The 17,644-nt window shown below is 42.6% G+C and carries 16 protein-coding genes; 8 read left to right on the top strand and 8 right to left on the bottom strand.

The annotated features are described in order from the left end of the window. Positions 1-5 precede the first annotated feature (5 nt). A complete protein-coding gene (locus J3P37_RS14000) occupies positions 6-1,055 on the bottom strand; it encodes a glycoside hydrolase family 43 protein (protein WP_256011932.1) in 1,050 nt (349 codons plus the stop codon). A gap of 231 nt (positions 1,056-1,286) precedes the next feature. Between J3P37_RS14000 and J3P37_RS23140 the strand changes: the two genes are divergently transcribed. Further along, on the top strand, positions 1,287-1,409 hold the full coding sequence (locus J3P37_RS23140; protein ID WP_369414081.1) for a hypothetical protein: 123 nt from the start codon (positions 1,287-1,289) through the stop codon (positions 1,407-1,409). 128 nt (positions 1,410-1,537) lie between these two features. Here J3P37_RS23140 and J3P37_RS13995 read toward each other — a convergent pair whose 3' ends face one another. Then, positions 1,538-2,740: a DUF3826 domain-containing protein gene (locus J3P37_RS13995; RefSeq protein ID WP_256011931.1), complete on the bottom strand. Its 1,203-nt coding sequence runs from the start codon at positions 2,738-2,740 to the stop codon at positions 1,538-1,540. A 279-nt stretch (positions 2,741-3,019) separates the two neighbouring features. Between J3P37_RS13995 and J3P37_RS13990 the strand changes: the two genes are divergently transcribed. After that, on the top strand, positions 3,020-4,051 hold the full coding sequence (locus J3P37_RS13990; RefSeq protein WP_256011930.1) for an LLM class flavin-dependent oxidoreductase: 1,032 nt from the start codon (positions 3,020-3,022) through the stop codon (positions 4,049-4,051). Between the two features lie 17 nt (positions 4,052-4,068). Further along, complete coding sequence (locus J3P37_RS13985) at positions 4,069-6,048, top strand: HRDC domain-containing protein (protein ID WP_256011929.1); 1,980 nt, start codon at positions 4,069-4,071, stop codon at positions 6,046-6,048. Positions 6,049-6,075: 27 nt separating this feature from the next. Here J3P37_RS13985 and J3P37_RS13980 read toward each other — a convergent pair whose 3' ends face one another. Then, positions 6,076-7,143 carry a LacI family DNA-binding transcriptional regulator gene (locus J3P37_RS13980; protein ID WP_256011928.1) on the bottom strand — a complete coding sequence of 356 codons (1,068 nt, stop codon included), beginning with the start codon at positions 7,141-7,143 and terminating at the stop codon, positions 6,076-6,078. A 272-nt stretch (positions 7,144-7,415) separates the two neighbouring features. Here J3P37_RS13980 and uxuA point away from each other — a divergent pair, with 272 nt between their 5' ends. Next, the gene (gene uxuA, locus J3P37_RS13975) at positions 7,416-8,618 is read left to right on the top strand and encodes a mannonate dehydratase (RefSeq protein ID WP_256011927.1); all 1,203 of its coding nucleotides are present in this window, start codon (positions 7,416-7,418) and stop codon (positions 8,616-8,618) included. Between the two features lie 31 nt (positions 8,619-8,649). Beyond that, positions 8,650-9,465 (top strand): SDR family oxidoreductase, encoded by an 816-nt coding sequence (locus J3P37_RS13970; protein WP_256011926.1) that lies wholly within the window; start codon positions 8,650-8,652, stop codon positions 9,463-9,465. Between the two features lie 45 nt (positions 9,466-9,510). Here J3P37_RS13970 and J3P37_RS13965 read toward each other — a convergent pair whose 3' ends face one another. The 4 genes from J3P37_RS13965 to J3P37_RS13950 form a co-directional block, all read right to left on the bottom strand. Next, on the bottom strand, positions 9,511-10,206 hold the full coding sequence (locus J3P37_RS13965) for a hypothetical protein (protein WP_256011925.1): 696 nt from the start codon (positions 10,204-10,206) through the stop codon (positions 9,511-9,513). Between the two features lie 80 nt (positions 10,207-10,286). Next, positions 10,287-10,463 carry a hypothetical protein gene (locus tag J3P37_RS13960; protein WP_256011924.1) on the bottom strand — a complete coding sequence of 59 codons (177 nt, stop codon included), beginning with the start codon at positions 10,461-10,463 and terminating at the stop codon, positions 10,287-10,289. 268 nt (positions 10,464-10,731) lie between these two features. Further along, positions 10,732-11,013 carry a hypothetical protein gene (locus J3P37_RS13955; RefSeq protein ID WP_256011923.1) on the bottom strand — a complete coding sequence of 94 codons (282 nt, stop codon included), beginning with the start codon at positions 11,011-11,013 and terminating at the stop codon, positions 10,732-10,734. 492 nt (positions 11,014-11,505) lie between these two features. Further along, complete coding sequence (locus J3P37_RS13950; RefSeq protein ID WP_256011918.1) at positions 11,506-11,661, bottom strand: hypothetical protein; 156 nt, start codon at positions 11,659-11,661, stop codon at positions 11,506-11,508. A gap of 64 nt (positions 11,662-11,725) precedes the next feature. Between J3P37_RS13950 and J3P37_RS13945 the strand changes: the two genes are divergently transcribed. The 3 genes from J3P37_RS13945 (at position 11,726) to J3P37_RS13935 (ending at position 16,133) form a co-directional block, all read left to right on the top strand. After that, positions 11,726-14,038, top strand: a complete 2,313-nt coding sequence (locus J3P37_RS13945; protein WP_256011916.1) for a TonB-dependent receptor — start codon at positions 11,726-11,728, stop codon at positions 14,036-14,038. Positions 14,039-14,081: 43 nt separating this feature from the next. Then, a complete protein-coding gene (locus tag J3P37_RS13940) occupies positions 14,082-14,678 on the top strand; it encodes a hypothetical protein (RefSeq protein WP_256011914.1) in 597 nt (198 codons plus the stop codon). 132 nt (positions 14,679-14,810) lie between these two features. Then, positions 14,811-16,133 (top strand): MutS-related protein, encoded by a 1,323-nt coding sequence (locus tag J3P37_RS13935; RefSeq protein ID WP_256011912.1) that lies wholly within the window; start codon positions 14,811-14,813, stop codon positions 16,131-16,133. Between the two features lie 97 nt (positions 16,134-16,230). On the opposite strand, the gene J3P37_RS13930 is transcribed toward J3P37_RS13935, so the two are convergent. Next, the gene (locus tag J3P37_RS13930; protein WP_256011910.1) at positions 16,231-17,640 is read right to left on the bottom strand and encodes an efflux transporter outer membrane subunit; all 1,410 of its coding nucleotides are present in this window, start codon (positions 17,638-17,640) and stop codon (positions 16,231-16,233) included. Positions 17,641-17,644: the final 4 nt, after the last annotated feature.

Genomic DNA, 17,644 nt, shown 5'->3' with positions numbered 1-17,644 from the left:
AAAAATTAATTATCAATATTCCATTTTTCCTGCCATGCTATATCCAGTTCCGCGTTATCCGTAAACTTTACAGGCAGCCAAATATACCTTGAATTGATCAGGTCTTTTTTGTTCCATTTATCAAACATGGCTATATATGCATCACGCTTTCCGGCTATCGGTAACACATGCGTACTTTGTCCGTAAAACGTAAATTCCGCATCTTTCCCGCTACACGGATTCCCTTTTACCGTCCATTGACCTAACATAGAATCGGCAACTGCATATTCAGCCTGATTAGGATCCCAACCGGTACAACCGGAGGAAAGTATATAATATTTTCCTTTACGTTTAAACACGGCCGGAGCTTCCCGGGACTTATCTATAAAGTTCCGGGTAAAGGTGCCCGTTGGTTGTAGATAATCGTCTGTAAGCAAACTGATATATAATGTCTTGTTATGCTCTGAAGAATATACATGATAAGCTTTACCATCTTCATCCTTAAACAGCGTCATATCCCTGCTCATGGCATTATTTGGGCGTATGGATCCCTGGTATTTAAATTCTCCAGCAGGGCTGTCCGAAACGGCAACACCAGCGGCAGCCTTAGCATAATCATGACTGTCGACGTGCAGCCACATTACAAATTTCTTTGTCTTCTCATTGTAAATCACCTTAGGCCTTTCCAAAACGTTCGAAGGATGCAGATCGGACAAGGAATCTGTTAAATTCGGTTTCAACACGATCCCTTCGAACTTCCAGCTTTTAAGATCCTTTGAAGAATAACAAGACACCCCTCCCGCTTCGGTACGGTAGCATTCCCAACTGGGAACTTTAGGATTCCAATAAGTGGAATCTCCTTTATGTTCACCATACCAGTAATAGGTACCTTTATGATACAAGATTCCACCACCGTGTGCGTTGATTGGGTTGCCATCTGTATCTTTCCATTCTGCACCGGGAACAATAAAGCTTTGTGAATCGACCTTACCTTTTGATTTTCCTCCTGCAACAGGTTGCGAAAAAGAACAAAAGGCGTGTAATAATAAAATGCAGGCAAAAATAAACTTCTTCATATTCGTGGTCAATATAAAAAATTAATAAAGACTTAGTATCTTTCTTTAATTTTTGGGGAAGGCGTTGGCGTTTCACACGACTAAGCGTATCTTTATTAACCCCGAGATAGGACGCGGTGGTATGCTGCGGAAAACGTTCCATCAGTTGGGGATAACAGTCGATAAAATCTGAATACCGTTTTCTGCTGTGCCACTGATAGATGATGTCAGCCTTAGGAAGCCTGTGACTTTATCTTATTTGGTGGAGAGTCTTATCAGAAACCGATATTCGCTGAAGGCCCTTTTGTGATGAATTCCAAATGGAGATCGCAAATGCCTATAGAGATTTTTGCAATGGAGACTATGGTAAAATAGACTACGAAAGGCAGAGATCTAAAGTTTAGTATGCCAGTACTTTCTAAAGTGAACATCAATGTTTTTAAATTAAAGTGGCAGACGGCTCCATCGCCTGCCACTTTTTTAGGAAGCGCGCCGCATCTGAATTATTTCACACCCTTCGCTTCTCTTTTTTCCAGCTCCTCCGTTGCCTTCCTCAGATCATAATTTTGGCTGGCCAGATAGTTATTAGCTCTTCCACGATATTTTGCAAACCACTGCTCCCGGTCCCTGCTGGTCAGTACGTTCATCGCATTTTTTCTGGCTTGCAATAAGTAGTCGTATACTTTCTTTTTTTGCACATTGTTCATATCCGGAAGCAAAGCCAGAAACTTGGAATACTCTTTCTGAAGATCGTTCCCAGTCATTTCATTCTTTACCAGTTCCACCTGCTCAGATCCCACAAACATTACCAAGGTACGAATGAACAGATCTCTCTGATCATCAAGTTTCTTTTTATAGCGAACCCAAACCTCAGATTCAGCCTTATTGGCTTGCTCCTTGTCTTTGATCTGCGCACGACTCTCCGCCATCTTTGCATCTCTTTCTTTTAGAAGCTCCTGAATCTGCTGGTACTGGTGCGCAATCAGGTTTCTTGCAGACTCTTTCTGAGCGTCATCATCAAATTTCAGGACAGTTATTATGCGATTTGATTCAACGATTTCCAGTTCTGAGCTATTGATATTTCTACGCTTAGCCCAGTCTGCACCTTCCTTCTTTAAATCGAATCCTTCTGCCGTCAGGTAGTTGGTTATTTTGCCTTTGTACTTTCCGAACCAGGCGTGTTTTTCTTTTGAAGAACCGCCATCCATAGCATATTCACGAGCCTCTACCAGGTAATCCATGATCTTATTTTGCTGCTGCTGAGTAAGGTAGGGCAACATCAGTAAATAGTTTGCAAACGTAAGGGGAACGACGTTGTAGGTCATTCCGTCTTTCACCTTATCCACTTGCTCCCTGTCCATATCCTTCGACAGCTTTGCCAGAAACGATTGATGCAGCTTAGCAATTGCAGTGTCCGACTCCTTTTTAATGATCTCAATCTGCTTTTTGGCATCTGCCGTATTCTCTACACTTTTTATCTTCTTATCTCTGGCCTCCTGAATTTCATTTAAGGCAACATACTGATCCGCAATATTATCCCTTGTACGAAGCAATTTATCTTTGACAAAAAGATCAAGGCTTGCAATAATTTTATCGGCCCGCTCTTTCGCTACTTCCCTGTAGGACTTTTCCTGAGCTTGAATAGAGGTAAAAGGTAATGATAGGATCAGGATCATTAGTGTTAGCCTGCTGAGCATAGTGTTCATATTATACTTGGGTAATCGGTTAATTATGTTCTAAAAAGAATTATTTCGGTTAATATCCCTGATTTTTCTTTTACTTCAAACACTCAACCGACGAAAACAGATATTAACAGGCTGAAACAGGAAATATGGACAATGAACAACGCTTTGTTTCCAATTCACGAATTTGTATCGACTTCGACAGTCACGATCCTCTTTTAGGAATGCGCTCATGCGATTTCATAAGGTCATTCCCTACATGTTCTTTCTTTGGTGTACCTTTGATTTAAGAATAAGAGATCTATGAAAAAAATAGGATTTTTATCATTTGGGCATTGGTCCAACCATCCTGCCTATAAAACCCGCACTGCAGCCGATACATTACTTCAGTCTATCGATCTGGCTGTTGCTGCCGAGGAAATTGGTTTAGATGGCGCATACTTCAGGGTACACCATTTTGCGGCCCAGCTGGCATCGCCATTTCCTTTGCTTTCGGCTGTCGGTGCCAAAACAAGCAAAATAGAGATCGGAACCGGAGTGATCGATATGCGGTATGAAAACCCGATGTACATGATAGAAGATGCTGGCGCCGCGGATTTGATTTCCGGGGGGCGCTTACAGCTAGGAATTAGCAGGGGTTCGCCCGAGCAGGTGATCGACGGTTGGCGACACTTCGGTTATGAACCTGCAGAGGGAGAAACCGACGCAGATATGGGACGCCGAAAAGCATTGGAATTTCTAAATAAACTAGACGGTATCGGCTTTGCCGACCCTAACCCCTACCCAATGTTTCCGAATCCACCAGGCTTGCTCCGCTTAGAGCCTCACTCTGAAGGATTGCGCGAACGTATCTGGTGGGGAGCGGCGTCTAATGCAACCGCCGTTTGGGCAGCAGAGAACGGAATGCACCTGCAAAGCTCTACTTTAAAATACGATGAAAGTGGTAAACCTTTCCATGTACAGCAGGCAGAGCAAATAAGATTATACAGAGAAGCCTGGAAAAAGGCCGGACATGAGAGGGAAGCAAGGGTTTCTGTCAGTCGTTCTATTTTTGCATTGGTAAACGATCAGGATAGATATTTCTTTGGACAACAAGCCAATCAGGGTGATAAAATCGGATTTATTGAAAGTGATAGACGGGCAATTTTTGGAAGAAGTTATGCTGCAGAACCGGATCAGCTGATCAAGGAATTAGCCCAGGATGAAGCTATCCAGGAAGCCGACACACTCCTATTGACCATACCTAATACTTTAGGAGTTGATTATAATATACACGTGCTATCATCTATTTTGGAGCATGTTGCACCTGCACTGGGATGGCGTGAAAAGATTTGAGTTAGGAAGACAGGAGCATGAGCCAAATACTTCAAGTCGCTGAAGATTACTTACAGCGAACCAACCGCATCGTTTTCCTTACCGGGAAGGCCGGTACGGGAAAAACGACGTTTCTGCGGAAGATTCGTCAAAATACTTCGAAGAAATTAACGGTTGTCGCACCAACCGGCGTTGCCGCGATCAATGCCGGAGGGATGACTATCCACTCGTTCTTTCAATTGCCTTTCGGCCCATTATTGCCTGAAGGCGCTGAACGTCCGGAAAGTCATTTCTCCGAGGAAAAGCGCGAGCTTCTGCAGGCATTGGAATTATTGACCATCGACGAAATCAGCATGGTGCGGCCCGATGTGCTTGACCGTATTGATCTGTTGCTGCGGAATGTTAAAAAGAATGATCATCCCTTTGGAGGAGTGCAACTGCTGCTCATTGGTGATCTTTCGCAATTGAGTCCCATTATACGCGATGACGAGTGGTCGCACTTAAGAGGCTTTTACAATTCGCCATATTTTTTCAGCAGTCGCGCGCTGAACAGGGCTGGCTTTGTCCGTATTGAGCTTACAGAGGTATTCAGGCAAAGTGACCCGGTATTTGTAGATATTCTTAATCAGGTTCGGGAACAGCAGATCAGCGACGAGTCTCTTGCTCGATTGAATGAGCGTTATAGCGCAACATTAGATGATACTGACAGCTACATTGTACTGACTACGCATAACCGGATCGTCCAGGAGATCAACGGATCTCGCCTCCAGGAGCTTGAAGGAGACCTGGTTGAATACAAAGCGTCTGTTCGCGGTGAATTTCCGCCAGATAGCCATCCAACCGACATCAATCTTCAGTTAAAAGTCGGCGCACAAGTGATGTTTGTTAAAAATGACAATTCTCCTGAAAAGTTGTACTTCAACGGAAAGATTGGAAGAGTCATACGCTTGGCCACTGATACGGTCTTCGTTCAATGCGAAAACGAAGACCGCGAGATCGCCGTGCAGGCAAGCGAATGGTCGAATATCCAGTATAAGTTAGTAGATGGTGAGATCGGTGAAAGCATGGCTGGCAGCTTCGCCCAAATACCGCTCAAACTTGCCTGGGCAATTACGATCCATAAGAGCCAGGGCCTCACGTTCGACAAGGCGATCGTGGATGTCAGTGAAGCATTTGCACCAGGGCAAGCCTATGTAGCGCTAAGTCGTTGCCGCAGTCTTGACGGCTTACTGTTAAGGCAGCCTGTTTCGAAAGCCAATATTATTGCTGACCCCAACGTGAAGCAGTTTGATGCCTCCGCACCTAAGCTTGCCCCTGATGAAAATACTTTAAAAGCTGACGAAGAACGCTACAGGCAGTTTTTGCTTCAGGAGCTTTTCAGCTTTACGGAACTTCATACTTCGTTGGGAAAATTACCAGGTGTCTCGCTGGCTTTAGATGACGATGTGTTTGAAATTGCTAAAAAAATGCAGGCCCAACTGCCCGGCTATGCGCCCGAAAGAATTAAAAAGGCTGCGTTATATTTCAAAGATAAACTCCATAGTACCATAGAGAAAGCGGAGTTACAACTACGGACAGCGGCCGATGGTTCGCCGGGTAAGGTAGTAAAGGCTGATGCGATTATGGATGCTATATTGAAAAAAGAGGAGTTGATGTCGCACTTTAGCAAGCAGGATTTTTCTTCGGAGGAATATTTATCCTTCCAAAGGAGAGACCGGTCCCGGTATAAAAAACTCATTCAGGCGCTCAGCGCGCACCCACATGAGGAACTGGTAGCGCACTTGATTCATTGGCGTGAAGAAAAGGCAGCGCAGCTTAAACTCTCAGCTTCCATGATCTTCAGTGATCAAACCGTCAAAACGATTGCACTGAAGCTACCTGCAAGCTTAAAAGCACTGGGAGCGATCAAAGGAGTCGGCCAGCAAAAGACCAGCCAGTTTGGTGCGGAAATACTTAATTTGATCCGTGCGTACCAAAATCAGCAGTCAGGATCAGCGGAACAGGTTTCTTTATTCTAAGCACCTTTGGAGATTCTTTTTAATTTCTTAATCCTTAAGCCTACTTTGCTCATCAGCATATTTCTGTTCCTCTATTTGTGGAATATTGCCCGTAGATTCTCTTACAATCAGTTCCGATTTTAGTATTATTCCCGAGGTGATGTGAAGATTCATCTGGTTTTCCAAATGATCAACCATCGACTTTGCGGCAATTTCACCGATCAGCATACCTGGATTGTCTACGGTAGTAAGCGGGGGGCTTACATTTCGTGAAATGACATCATTATTAAAACCTGCTACCAGAATGTCGTCAGGAACTGTATACCCTAGTCGTTTCAGCTCGTTCATGCAAGTCGCCGCTGAAGTATCATTGGCCGCGAAAACACCATCCGCCTTCATATTAACAATCGCTTTTGCTGTTTCTCTACCGGTCTCCTCTCCCAGGTCAGTTATAATCAAATATCTTTCATCGAAGCTGAGATTAAATTCTTTTAAAGCGCGCAGATAACCTCTAAACCGGTCTTCATAAACATTGATTTCCTGATTACCACTGATATGTGCAATTCTTTTTGCTCCGGTAGAGATCAGGTGCTTAGTAACCAGATACCCTGCTTCTTCATTATTTATAAAGACGGAAGCAACGGATTTATCATTAGGAACCCGGTCAAAAAATAAAACAGGAATATTTTTTTTAAAGAAGAGGTCGAAATGGCTAATGTCTTTTGTGTCTTCAGATAGCGAAACCAGGAGCCCGTCTACCCTGTTCGAAAACATGGTTTTTACATTTCTTATCTCTTTTTCTCTGCTCTCCAGGGATTGTGTAATGATGAGATTATAGCCTTTATTATTGCACACCTTTTCAATCCCCGCAATTACATTGGCTACAAAGCTGCTGTTAAGTCGCGGCAATATTACTCCAATGGTATTAGTGGTTTTAGTTCTGAGATTGGCGGCAAAGTTATTGGACCTGTAGCCCATTTCTTCCGCAATGGCAGCAATCTTTTTCTGTGTTTCCAGGCTGACTGAAGAATGTCCTTTTAATCCCCTGCTTACTGTGGATGCAGCAATATTAAGACGTTCCGCAATATCATAAATAGTAACTTCTTTAGGCTTCATATCGCTGAAAGCAAATTTAGTGTTCTTAGGCTTATTACTAGCTTCCCTTCCGCCTAAATTAAGGATTAAAAATTAGTATAACAACCGATTGTTATTTCAAACGAATTACATACCTTTACATCGCAAATTTTTTTTAACCAAAACATAAAACTTAATAAATTAAAAGGCCAAATGGCTTCATAGGCGATATATAATAAATAGCAATCGATTGCTACTTGTATATGAAACTACGTCGGTCTCAAATAACCAATTTATAAACACAAATAGGAAATATGGCGCTAGAAAAAACTTGGAGGTGGTTCGGCCCCAATGACAGTATTAAGCTTTCCGAATTAAGGCAATTTGGTGTAGAGGGTATAGTTACCGCCTTACATCATATAAAAGGGGGAGCTGTTTGGCCTGTAGAAGAAATTATGCAGGTAAAAGAAGAAATTGAAAGACATGGTATGCGCTGGAGTGTGGTTGAAAGCCTGCCGGTGTCTGAGGGAATAAAGCAAAACAATTCAGACCGTAAGCAGCTGATTGAGAATTATAAGATCTCTCTCAGGAATCTAGCCTCTTGCGGAATTGACACGGTCTGTTACAATTTTATGCCTGTGCTCGATTGGGCAAGAACAGACCTTCATTTTGTGAGCGAAAGTGGTGCAGAATCCATGCTCTATGATCACGCTACCTTTGCTGCATTTGACATTTTCATCCTGAATCGCCCCAATGCAAAACAGGATTATCCTGAGGATATATTAGCCGAAGCAAAACAGATCTTCGATAAGATGACTATTGACGAGCAAAATACCCTTGCTTTTAATATTATTGTAGTCACTCAGGGCTTTATCAATGGCACAGTAGGCAATGTTCAGAATTACAAGCAAGTTTTTCTGGACTATCTGAGCAAGTATGATGATATTGATAAAGATGTTTTAAGAAATAACCTGCTCCTGTTCCTGGAAGACGTTATTCCTGTGGCCGAAGAAGTGGGTATCAACCTTTGTATTCATCCTGACGACCCGCCGTATCCTTTATTGGGTTTGCCAAGGATAGCAAGCACTCTCGAGGACTTCGACTGGATCTTTTCCAATTATCCGTCAAGAGCGAACGGACTTACATTCTGCAGCGGATCCTTGTCGGTGAGGGAGGATAATGACCTCGTGAAGATTGCAAAGCGTTTTGGCGAACGCATACACTTTGTTCACTTAAGAAATATAAAGCGTATCGGGACACGCAGCTTTTACGAATCAGCGCACCTCGATGGTGTAGTTGATATGTATGAGGTTTTGAAAGCACTCTTGGAAGAGCAGCACCAGAGAATGGCCAATGGACGAAAGGATCACCGTATGCCATTCAGGCCAGATCACGGGTTGAAAATACTTGATGATTTTAATAGGACCAGCAATCCCGGTTACCCACTTATCGGACGGATGAGGGGGCTCGTGGAAATTACCGGACTAGAAATAGGTATTGAACGGAGTTTATCATAATTAATTTAAATACTCTTACAAATCTTTACAAATGACATCATTATTTGATATAAGCGGCAAAGTTGCCGTAATTACTGGGGCCGGTGGTGTATTAGGTGGGAGCATCGCTGCAAGCTTAATGAAAGCCGGAGCTAAAGTTGTTGCTATGGACATCAGGCAGGAAAACCTGGATACCAGGGTTGCCGAATTAAAACAGATCCATAAAGATGTGACCGGCATGGTTGGAGATGTTCTTGACATAGACAACTTAAAAGAAGTAGCAAGGAAAATTAAAGCCCATTGGGGAAGTGTAGACATCCTGGTGAACTGCGCCGGAGGCAATATCCCCGGAGCTACTTTAAGGGAGGATCAAAATGTCTTTGATATGAAGATCGAGGATTGGGAAAAGGTTACCAATTTAAATATCAATGGTACGGTGTACCCTTGCCTGGCATTTGGAGAATTGATGGCGGAGCAAGGCTCCGGAAGTATTATCAATGTATCCTCTATGGCTACTTATTCGGCCATTACCCGCGTTCCAGGATATTCGGTGGCAAAAACAGGGATAAACATTTTCACCCAGTGGCTTGCTACAGAAATGGCGCAAAAATTTGGTGAGGGTGTAAGAGTTAACGCCATTGCACCTGGGTTTTTCATTGGTGATCAAAACAGGGCAGTACTTATTAATCCTGATGGAAGCTATACCGACAGAAGCTTGAAAGTGATTCAAAAAACACCTATGAAGAGATTTGGTGATATTTCGGAGCTAAACGGAACAGTGCAATTTCTTTGTTCCGCTGCAGCCAGCTTTATCACCGGTGTAATTTTGCCGGTGGACGGAGGATTCACGGCATTTAGCGGAGTTTAATAATATTATTGCAGGGCAAAATATTAGCCCTGCAATAATTCTTAATTAATGATCATGCCCTCCCTCTGCATGGATCTCAAACTTTAGTTTAAGTACATCCTCTCCGGCAAACTTAGTTGCATAATCGTTATGATTCCAATCGCCTCTGGTGATTGTCGCTTTTACACCATTATTTAATTTTCTGAGGATATAGCTTACTTCTTTCTCGCCTTCATTTTCGTGCCCGAGAGTAAAGTAGCTCAATATTCCAGTAGTTTGGATCGCACCCGATACAGCGGTTCCATCTCCATAAGTAGCTTCCCTAGGTTGAAAAATAGCTCCACTTTCGTTCTGCGTGTTTTGATTGAGAATCAAATTGCCTCCCACCAGGAATGCTTTATAGTTATCAGCCACAGCTTTGCTTGCAATATAGTCGTTTTGCACTTCTTTACCTGTATAGTCCCAAGTTTTAAGCTGTATTTTATAAATGGCATCTGCTTCCAGATGAAGATGGCCGTTGGCGGTAGCTGTACCCTTTTCGTCAAATTTAATAACAATTGGGGTTGCTCCGGGTATGTCTGCCAGATCATGAAAATGATCTCCATGAGCATGCCCGTTCACTTCTGTAAGGATCAGTTCCGAGCGTTCGATACCTTCTTTTATTGGTTCCGGATCATTGTCATCTTTTTTACAAGACGTTACAGACGATACAATGATGATAGCTGCAAAAAAGGCGAATTTTAGTGATTTTAAATGTTTCATTTGATTGATTGATTGATTGAAGTGATTCTTTATATTATTCTTTAATTAGACGAGAGATTACTAATAGTCAATGTTGTATCCTACGTAGTTAAAAGCGTCATGTTGTAGGAAGAATTGTGTACGCTAAGCGAACTGCCAGACACATTGATCTGTACTTCAGGCAATGGCTGTCCTTCTGTATAAGTCACAGATCCTGAAAACATAAACTGCTTTGCCTGCACAGATGCATTTGTTGCTATAAAAATGATAGATGCCATAACGAATTGAACCATTCGGCGCTTATTGTAAAGACGGTATTATTGACCAACATAGGATCAGACGACGTCCCTGAACCAGAAATACTGGTTAGCTTCAGGATACATCGCTTTATGCGATTAAATTATATTATGAGATTGAAGAAGTGAAGGGCCTGTGAGAATGTTCAAAAAAATGAAACCTGTTTTAATTACAGCTATATATTAAAATATAATAGATATTCTAACATATGCTTTGCGTAAAAACAATCGGTAATCATTCGAACTAATATCAGGCCAGCAAATAAGGGGGACCTTTATTAGTGAAGCCCTGGAGAGTGAATTTATAGTTCACAGCAATTACAGGAGTATTTCGCATAACTGGCTCCAGGATGGGAAGCACTAGTTGCGGAGGAAAAGACAAGTAAAGTTCTCTACCTTGTTTATGAGCCAAGTAATCGCATATCCTACATGAATCAACTTCAGGGCCGATATGTGTGTTGCTAAATGTACGCTCAGGTACACCGCCAAGGCTATCTATATATTCATCATCCCCCGGCAGTTCACATTGCATTACCGCAGTGTGATAATGGAAGACATTGATCAAAGGCACAGAAAGGAAAAGCATGAGCAGCATAAGCGAACCTGCGGAACGGAATCTATCTAGCCATATTATTCTTTGCCTTTTCAATATGCAACAAAGATGCATTAATATTCTTAGTTTTAAAATAGGATTGTAAAAATTTTAGAACACTTTAGTTAAATTTTCATTATATCAGGTAAAAATGTCATTTTTGTGGGCGTTAATAGTGATGACAGATTTCCGAAGCTTAAATAACTACATTGCGTTGCTCTTGCTGCTGATCTTCTCTGCGGCTCAGTTGGCTCAATGCATACACAGCCATCATGAGGAGACCTGTTCTGTATCGTTAGGTAAAAACAGTAAAGTCATCAAACCCGTTAAAGACATCTATAACACCTCAAATACGGAGATTAACAAGGCGGAGATCAAGTGCAAGGTTTGTGATTACATTCAAAACCATCAATCACGTTATCTCAGCAACCATCAGGGACTAGCATCATTGATCTTCCAAACAAAACTTCCTGTGTTGCCTGCATCTTTCACAGAAAGTTTATTTGACCGCTGTGTCCACACCTGGACAAATAAGGGCCCACCCATAGCATAATATCCTCTCACGTATCCTGCGGATAATTTGTTCATAAGCTTATTGCCTTTAGGCTATTGCATGCGTCTGCTGCGCATCATCATTTTAATCGTATATTTTATGAAGTACCGGGTATTTATTATCCTTACACTCGTTTGTTTTTCCAGATCTTTGTTTGCCCAGCAAACTAATTGTCGCTTCCGCGTGGAAGGCCTTATTACAGATTCGCTTTCGAAAGAATCTGTTCCCGGCGCTTCCATCAGAATATCTACGTCCAACCGAACCTCTTACACTGATGAGCACGGTCATTTTAGCCTAAACAAGCTATGTGATGGCACCATTATACTGACGGTTAACGCCATAGGCTACAATGTCTATGAAAGGAAACTTTCCGTCACATCCGACCTGGATCTTACTCTTCCATTGCAACGGTCAGATGTAAAGCTTGACGAAGTTGTGGTCAAGGGAAGAAAGCCTGTTACTTCAGGACTAAACAAAGCTGTAACGGTATCAGGTAAGCAGCTTGAGCAAACAAGAGGAGGTACACTTGCCGATGCGCTTAAAACAGTTCCGGGAGTAAGCACACTTCAGACAGGTTCGTCGATTTCGAAGCCTGTAATTCAGGGTCTCCACAGCAATCGTCTTCTGATACTAAACAATGGTATCCGGCAGGAAGGACAGCAATGGGGTATGGAGCACGCACCAGAAATAGACCCTTTTGTAGCACAGTCGGTAACGGTGATTAAGGGTGCAGAAGGTGTAAGATATGGCCCCGAGGCTATCGGCGGGGTCATCCTTGTGAAACCCTCTCCTCTACCGAAGCAGCCTGAAATAAAAGGAGAGTTAAACCTTACCGGCTCTTCGAATGGAGCTGCAGGTGCTATCTCAGGTCGAGTCGAAGGAGGGGTTAGTAAGTTCCCGGGCTTGGCCTGGCGATTGCAAGGCACTGCAAAAACCTCGGGAAATATAGAGACTGCTGACTATTACCTGGAGAATACAGGATTACGGGAGCTTAACTTTTCCGGTGCGCTTGGATATTCGCGTAAGAAATTTGAAACTGATCTCTATTTCAGCCACTTTCAAACCGAGGTTGGAATATTCGGCGGTTCCCACGTGGGCAGCATCGAGGATCTTAAAGCGGTCATCGCCAATGGCAGGCCTTTTCAGGAGGCAGACTTCAGCTATCGTATCGATGCTCCGCGACAAGACGTAGCTCATAGCCTATTGAAACTGGAAAGCCATTTTCATCTAAACAGTAACACTCATATTGATCTCATCTATGGCTTTCAGCGCAATACCCGTCAGGAATATGATAAACGTCGCGGAGGAAGAAGCAGCATTCCCTCCCTTGACCTTACACTCACCACGCAAACCCTGGATTTGTTCCTGGAAAGTTTTAGTAGTGCAGGCTGGAAACAGACTCTGGGAGTAAACGGATTGCTGCAGGTAAATAACAACGTTCCGGGAACATCCGTCATTCCTCTTATTCCAAACTACGACACGTATAATGCAGGTCTGTATTATATCACGAAGCTGAGTAAAAACAATTATGAGCTGGAAGCCGGCATCCGATTTGACCATAAATACCAGGATGCATTAGGTTATGATATTGAACAGAATTTGTACGGAGGTACAGGGGAATTTAATAACTTTTCAGCAAGCCTTGGAGGTGTGCTTAACCTGCCAAACCAATGGGCACTGCGTTCTAATCTCGCTTCCGCCTGGAGGCCTCCTGTGGTAAGCGAGCTCTTTAGTAACGGACTGCACCATGGCTCTGCTGCCTTCGAGATCGGTGATCCTGGTCTCGAAAGTGAAAAAAGTTATAAATGGATCACTTCGGCGGAGCACCATGGCAATAAGCTGAGCCTTGATCTCAGCATTTTCCTTAACCGGATTAATAATTATATCTATCTGGAGCCTACAGGTAATTTTTATCAAAGTATTAGGGGAACGTTTCCTGAGTTTTATTACAAACAAGCGGATGCGCTATTTTCAGGCGGTGATATTGGCTTAACATACCGTATTTTAAGAGGCCTTGATTATGGACTGAAAGGAGCTTTGGTGAGAGCGAAAAACCTCAACACAGATGGTTACCTGCCTTGGATCCCTTCCGACCGTATTGAAAACAGCCTGACATACTTTTTAAGAGCCGATGAAAAAATCACAGGAAGCTACATCAATGTGAAACATCTGTACGTGGCCCGGCAGAACAGGTATGTGGAATCAAGCGACTATATGCCGCCACCCCCAGCTTACCATTTGTTCGGCATACAGGGTGGTACCGAACTCAAATTGGGAAAAAACACACTGGTATTAAACGCATCCGTAGATAATCTTTTTAACACTTTGTATAAAGAATACATGAACCGGTTCAAATATTATTCTCATGATCAGGGGAGAAATATCACGATCAGGACCATTTTCAAATTTTAATAATCATAATCAATAAATGTTTAACACTTTAATTTTCAATAAAATGACTATCACTAAGATGTACCGAATCATTGCAACAACACTTGCAACCGGCTTGATTTTAACGTTCAATGCTTGTAAAAAAGATGATCCAGAGCCGGAAGTTGCCCAGGAAGAATTCAAGAGCGTTGTGTTCAATTTTATAGAACTGGAGGCAGATGATGATCATTTCCACGAAACAACCGACACGGTTAAAATTGTGTTCGGTGCAGATGGCAATGCAACAAGAAGCCACTACGATCTGCATGCAGATGCAGTTTACCGCCTGAAGGTAGTAGCTTATGATTTTGCCGGCCGCGAGATGCAGGATGAATTCGTTGAAGAAGCTGATGAGCACCAGATGTTTATCACCGGAGCACAGGAAGGTGTGCTGGATTATACTTATGAAGATGATAAGGTTGGTGTAACAGGACGCTTGTCAACTCTTAAACCATCCGACGGCTCTATGACCTTAACTGCGGTACTTCGTCACGGCCTGGATAAGTCAAAAACTACTGCTGCAGATTGGGATGATGCAAACCATGTTCGCTTTGGCGGTTCAGCTGACTTTACGTTGAAGTTCCCGCTCCATGTTGTAGAGGGAGATCATGATGATCACTGATCAAAACCGAAACTGAACTAAAAAAAAGGCCCGCGTTAAAATTAAAACCGGGCCTTTTTTATCAGCTCAAAACATGAAGTTCCGGATCTCAACCGATCTTACATCTTTCCTTTTTTTTGTTTATGTTTATTTATGAGTTTTGAGATAGACAACGAAACATACAGGGATCTGGGGATCTTCCATAATGATACAGGAGATAGCATCTATTCAATTTATGATAAAACTCAGACGGCAGGTGGTGCAAAATTACTGTATAGAATGATGCAGGAGCCCTTAAGTAACAAAATCGTGCTTGAGGAAAGAGTAAGATCTATAAAATTTTGTAGGAACAAAAATTTTAACATCGAACTCAATTATCATCAGCTTGATTCAATTGACTACTACCTGTCTTTCAATAAAAAATGTTTGTCAAATAATCCTATTGACGCCCTATACGATCATTATAACTACAAAATCAATCCAAGCCAGGACCACTACCAGATCATTACCGGGATCGAAAACCTCCTGGTGTTACTAAAATCTTTTTCAATACTTTTTAATAAGGTAAAGGAACCGGATCTTCCGGATCGTTTTGGAAAACAGATTGAGCATGTAAAAGAGATCCTGCAAGATGATGTTTTGAAAAAGCTAATCCCATCCGACAAACCCTTACGCTGTTTCCAAATAAACTACCTGGACAACCTTTTTAGGAAACAAAAAAAGGATCGTATAAAAGAATTTTTAGAATTTGTTTACGAGATCGATGTGCTTGGATCGCTTGCCGCTCTGTCTGACAAGCAGGGTTGGTGTTACCCAAAATTTCATCAGGATAAGAGCCAGGATATTTCATTTGAAAAACTTATTCATCCTGGAATAAGTGAACCTGTAAGCAACGATTCTTATATTGATGAAAAAACCAACGTAATATTCCTAACCGGACCCAACATGGCTGGTAAATCGTCGTTTCTGAAAGCTGTTGGTATCGCTGTATACTTGTCCCATTTGGGTTTTCCAGTACCCGCCGAGAAAATCAGGCTTCCGGTATTTAAAGGTTTGATAACAACCATCAACTTGCCAGATAACCTTCATGAGGGATTAAGCCATTTTTATAGTGAAGTTAAAAGAATTAAAAAGACGATTACCAAGCTTGCAGAGCATGGAGAGGTCTTCGTAATATTTGACGAACTCTTCCGAGGCACAAACCTGAAAGACGCATTTGAAGCTACCCTGCTAATCACTTCAAAACTATCAATGATCCACCGCTCTAAATTCATGATCTCCAGCCACTTCACAGAGATCACAGATGAATTAAAGAAGCTCGATGGGATAGCATTTCAGTACTTTGAGTGTAATTTCGTTAACGAAAAACCTGTGTTTTCTTATAAAATAAAACACGGTATATCAGAGGAACGCTTAGGTATGTATATCCTGCATACAGAAGAAATATTTACAACTCTGGATCAATTGATCGACTGATTTGCTCCATAAACGCAGTCAATCCAAATTTTCCAATAAAAGGAAAAGGCCTGATTTGCTACAAACAGGCCTCTCCAGTGTGTTTAATATTTTCTAACTACCACCCTCCTCCTAAAGCCCGGTACAATTCTACAACAGCACCCTTTTGTTGTCTTTGTATCGCTACAAGGTTTAGTTCGGCCTGTAAGGCACTGCGTTGTGCAGTGATAACCTCCAGGTAATTAGCCATATCGCTCTGGAAAAGAAGATTAGCATTACGAGTAGCTTTTTGAAGAGTTTCAACCTGTTGCTGGGCCAAAGTCCTTTGTTCACTTAATTTCTTAGTTTGAACTAAGGCATTCGACACTTCCGACATGGCTACTAATACCGATTGCCTGAACTGCAGTACTGCCTGCTCACGCCTGAGCTTCGCCGTCTCGTATTGTGTTTTTAATGCCCTCCCATTAAACACTGGTTGAACCAGGGCTCCTGAGGCCAATCCAAACAAAGAAGCAGGCACATTGAACCACTTGTCGAAGCTTAAGCTTTCAATACCTCCGCCAGCAAATAAAGTTAATGAAGGATACATGCTCGCTTGTGCCACGCCCACTGCAGCGTTTGCTGACTTCAGCGCCATTTCATTCGCCCTGATGTCGGGCCTGCGACTGACAATTGCAGCAGGCAGACCTGTCTTCACACCCGGATTAAGCTCCTCTCCCTGATCCGTATCTACCCGCTTAATCCGACCGGGCAGTCTGCCAGCCAGCAGCTGAAGGGCGTTCTCCTGAAGTGTTATTGCCTGTTCTAATTGTGGAATTAGCAAAGCTGTTGCCTGTCGTTGTGCCTCCGATTGCTGTATAGCGAGGTCTGTCACATCTCCCGAAGCTTTTAGCAAACGGGTCAGCACTAAAGTACTATCGTTCAGAGAGAGGTTTCTTCTGGCAATAGTCAATTGCTTATCCAGCATTAAGAGATTATAGTAGCCCTGAGCGATATTTGCTACCAACTGCGTTTGCACGGCTTTTGTGGCTTCATAAGTTTGAAAATATTGCGCCAGAGCCGATTCTTTCTGCCTGCGGATCTTTCCCCAAATATCCAGCTCCCAGGAAAGGTTCAGACTTCCGGTATAATTTTCAATATCTGTGATACCAAACTGTCCCGCACTTAAACCATTCAAACTATTTTCCGAAAGTTTGGTATAGGAAGCCGCTACCTGGAGGTTTAGCTGAGGAAGCAGCGAAAGCCGGGCCTGTTTAAGCTGTTGTTCTGCAATATCTATTCGTTTAACAGCCACTTGCAAATCATTGTTATACTGCAGCCCGCTATCAATTAAGGTCACCAGGGCGGTGTCCTTAAAAAAGCTGTTCCATTTTATACTGGCAATGCTGCTGGTATCCGAATGAGAGGTCGAATCAAAACCAACAGGAACCTGAACAGATGGCCTTTGGTAATTTTGTCCAACCTTACATCCGCTTCCTAAAAGCACAGATATAATTAGGATATAGTTAAAAATTTTGATAAGGCTCATAATA

Origin of the sequence: Desertivirga xinjiangensis (genome assembly GCF_024436435.1) — a bacterium.
Taxonomy (GTDB): Bacteria; Bacteroidota; Bacteroidia; order Sphingobacteriales; family Sphingobacteriaceae; genus Desertivirga; species Desertivirga xinjiangensis.
Note: the sequence above shows the minus strand (reverse complement) of the source record. Positions and strands in the feature narration are given on the sequence as shown.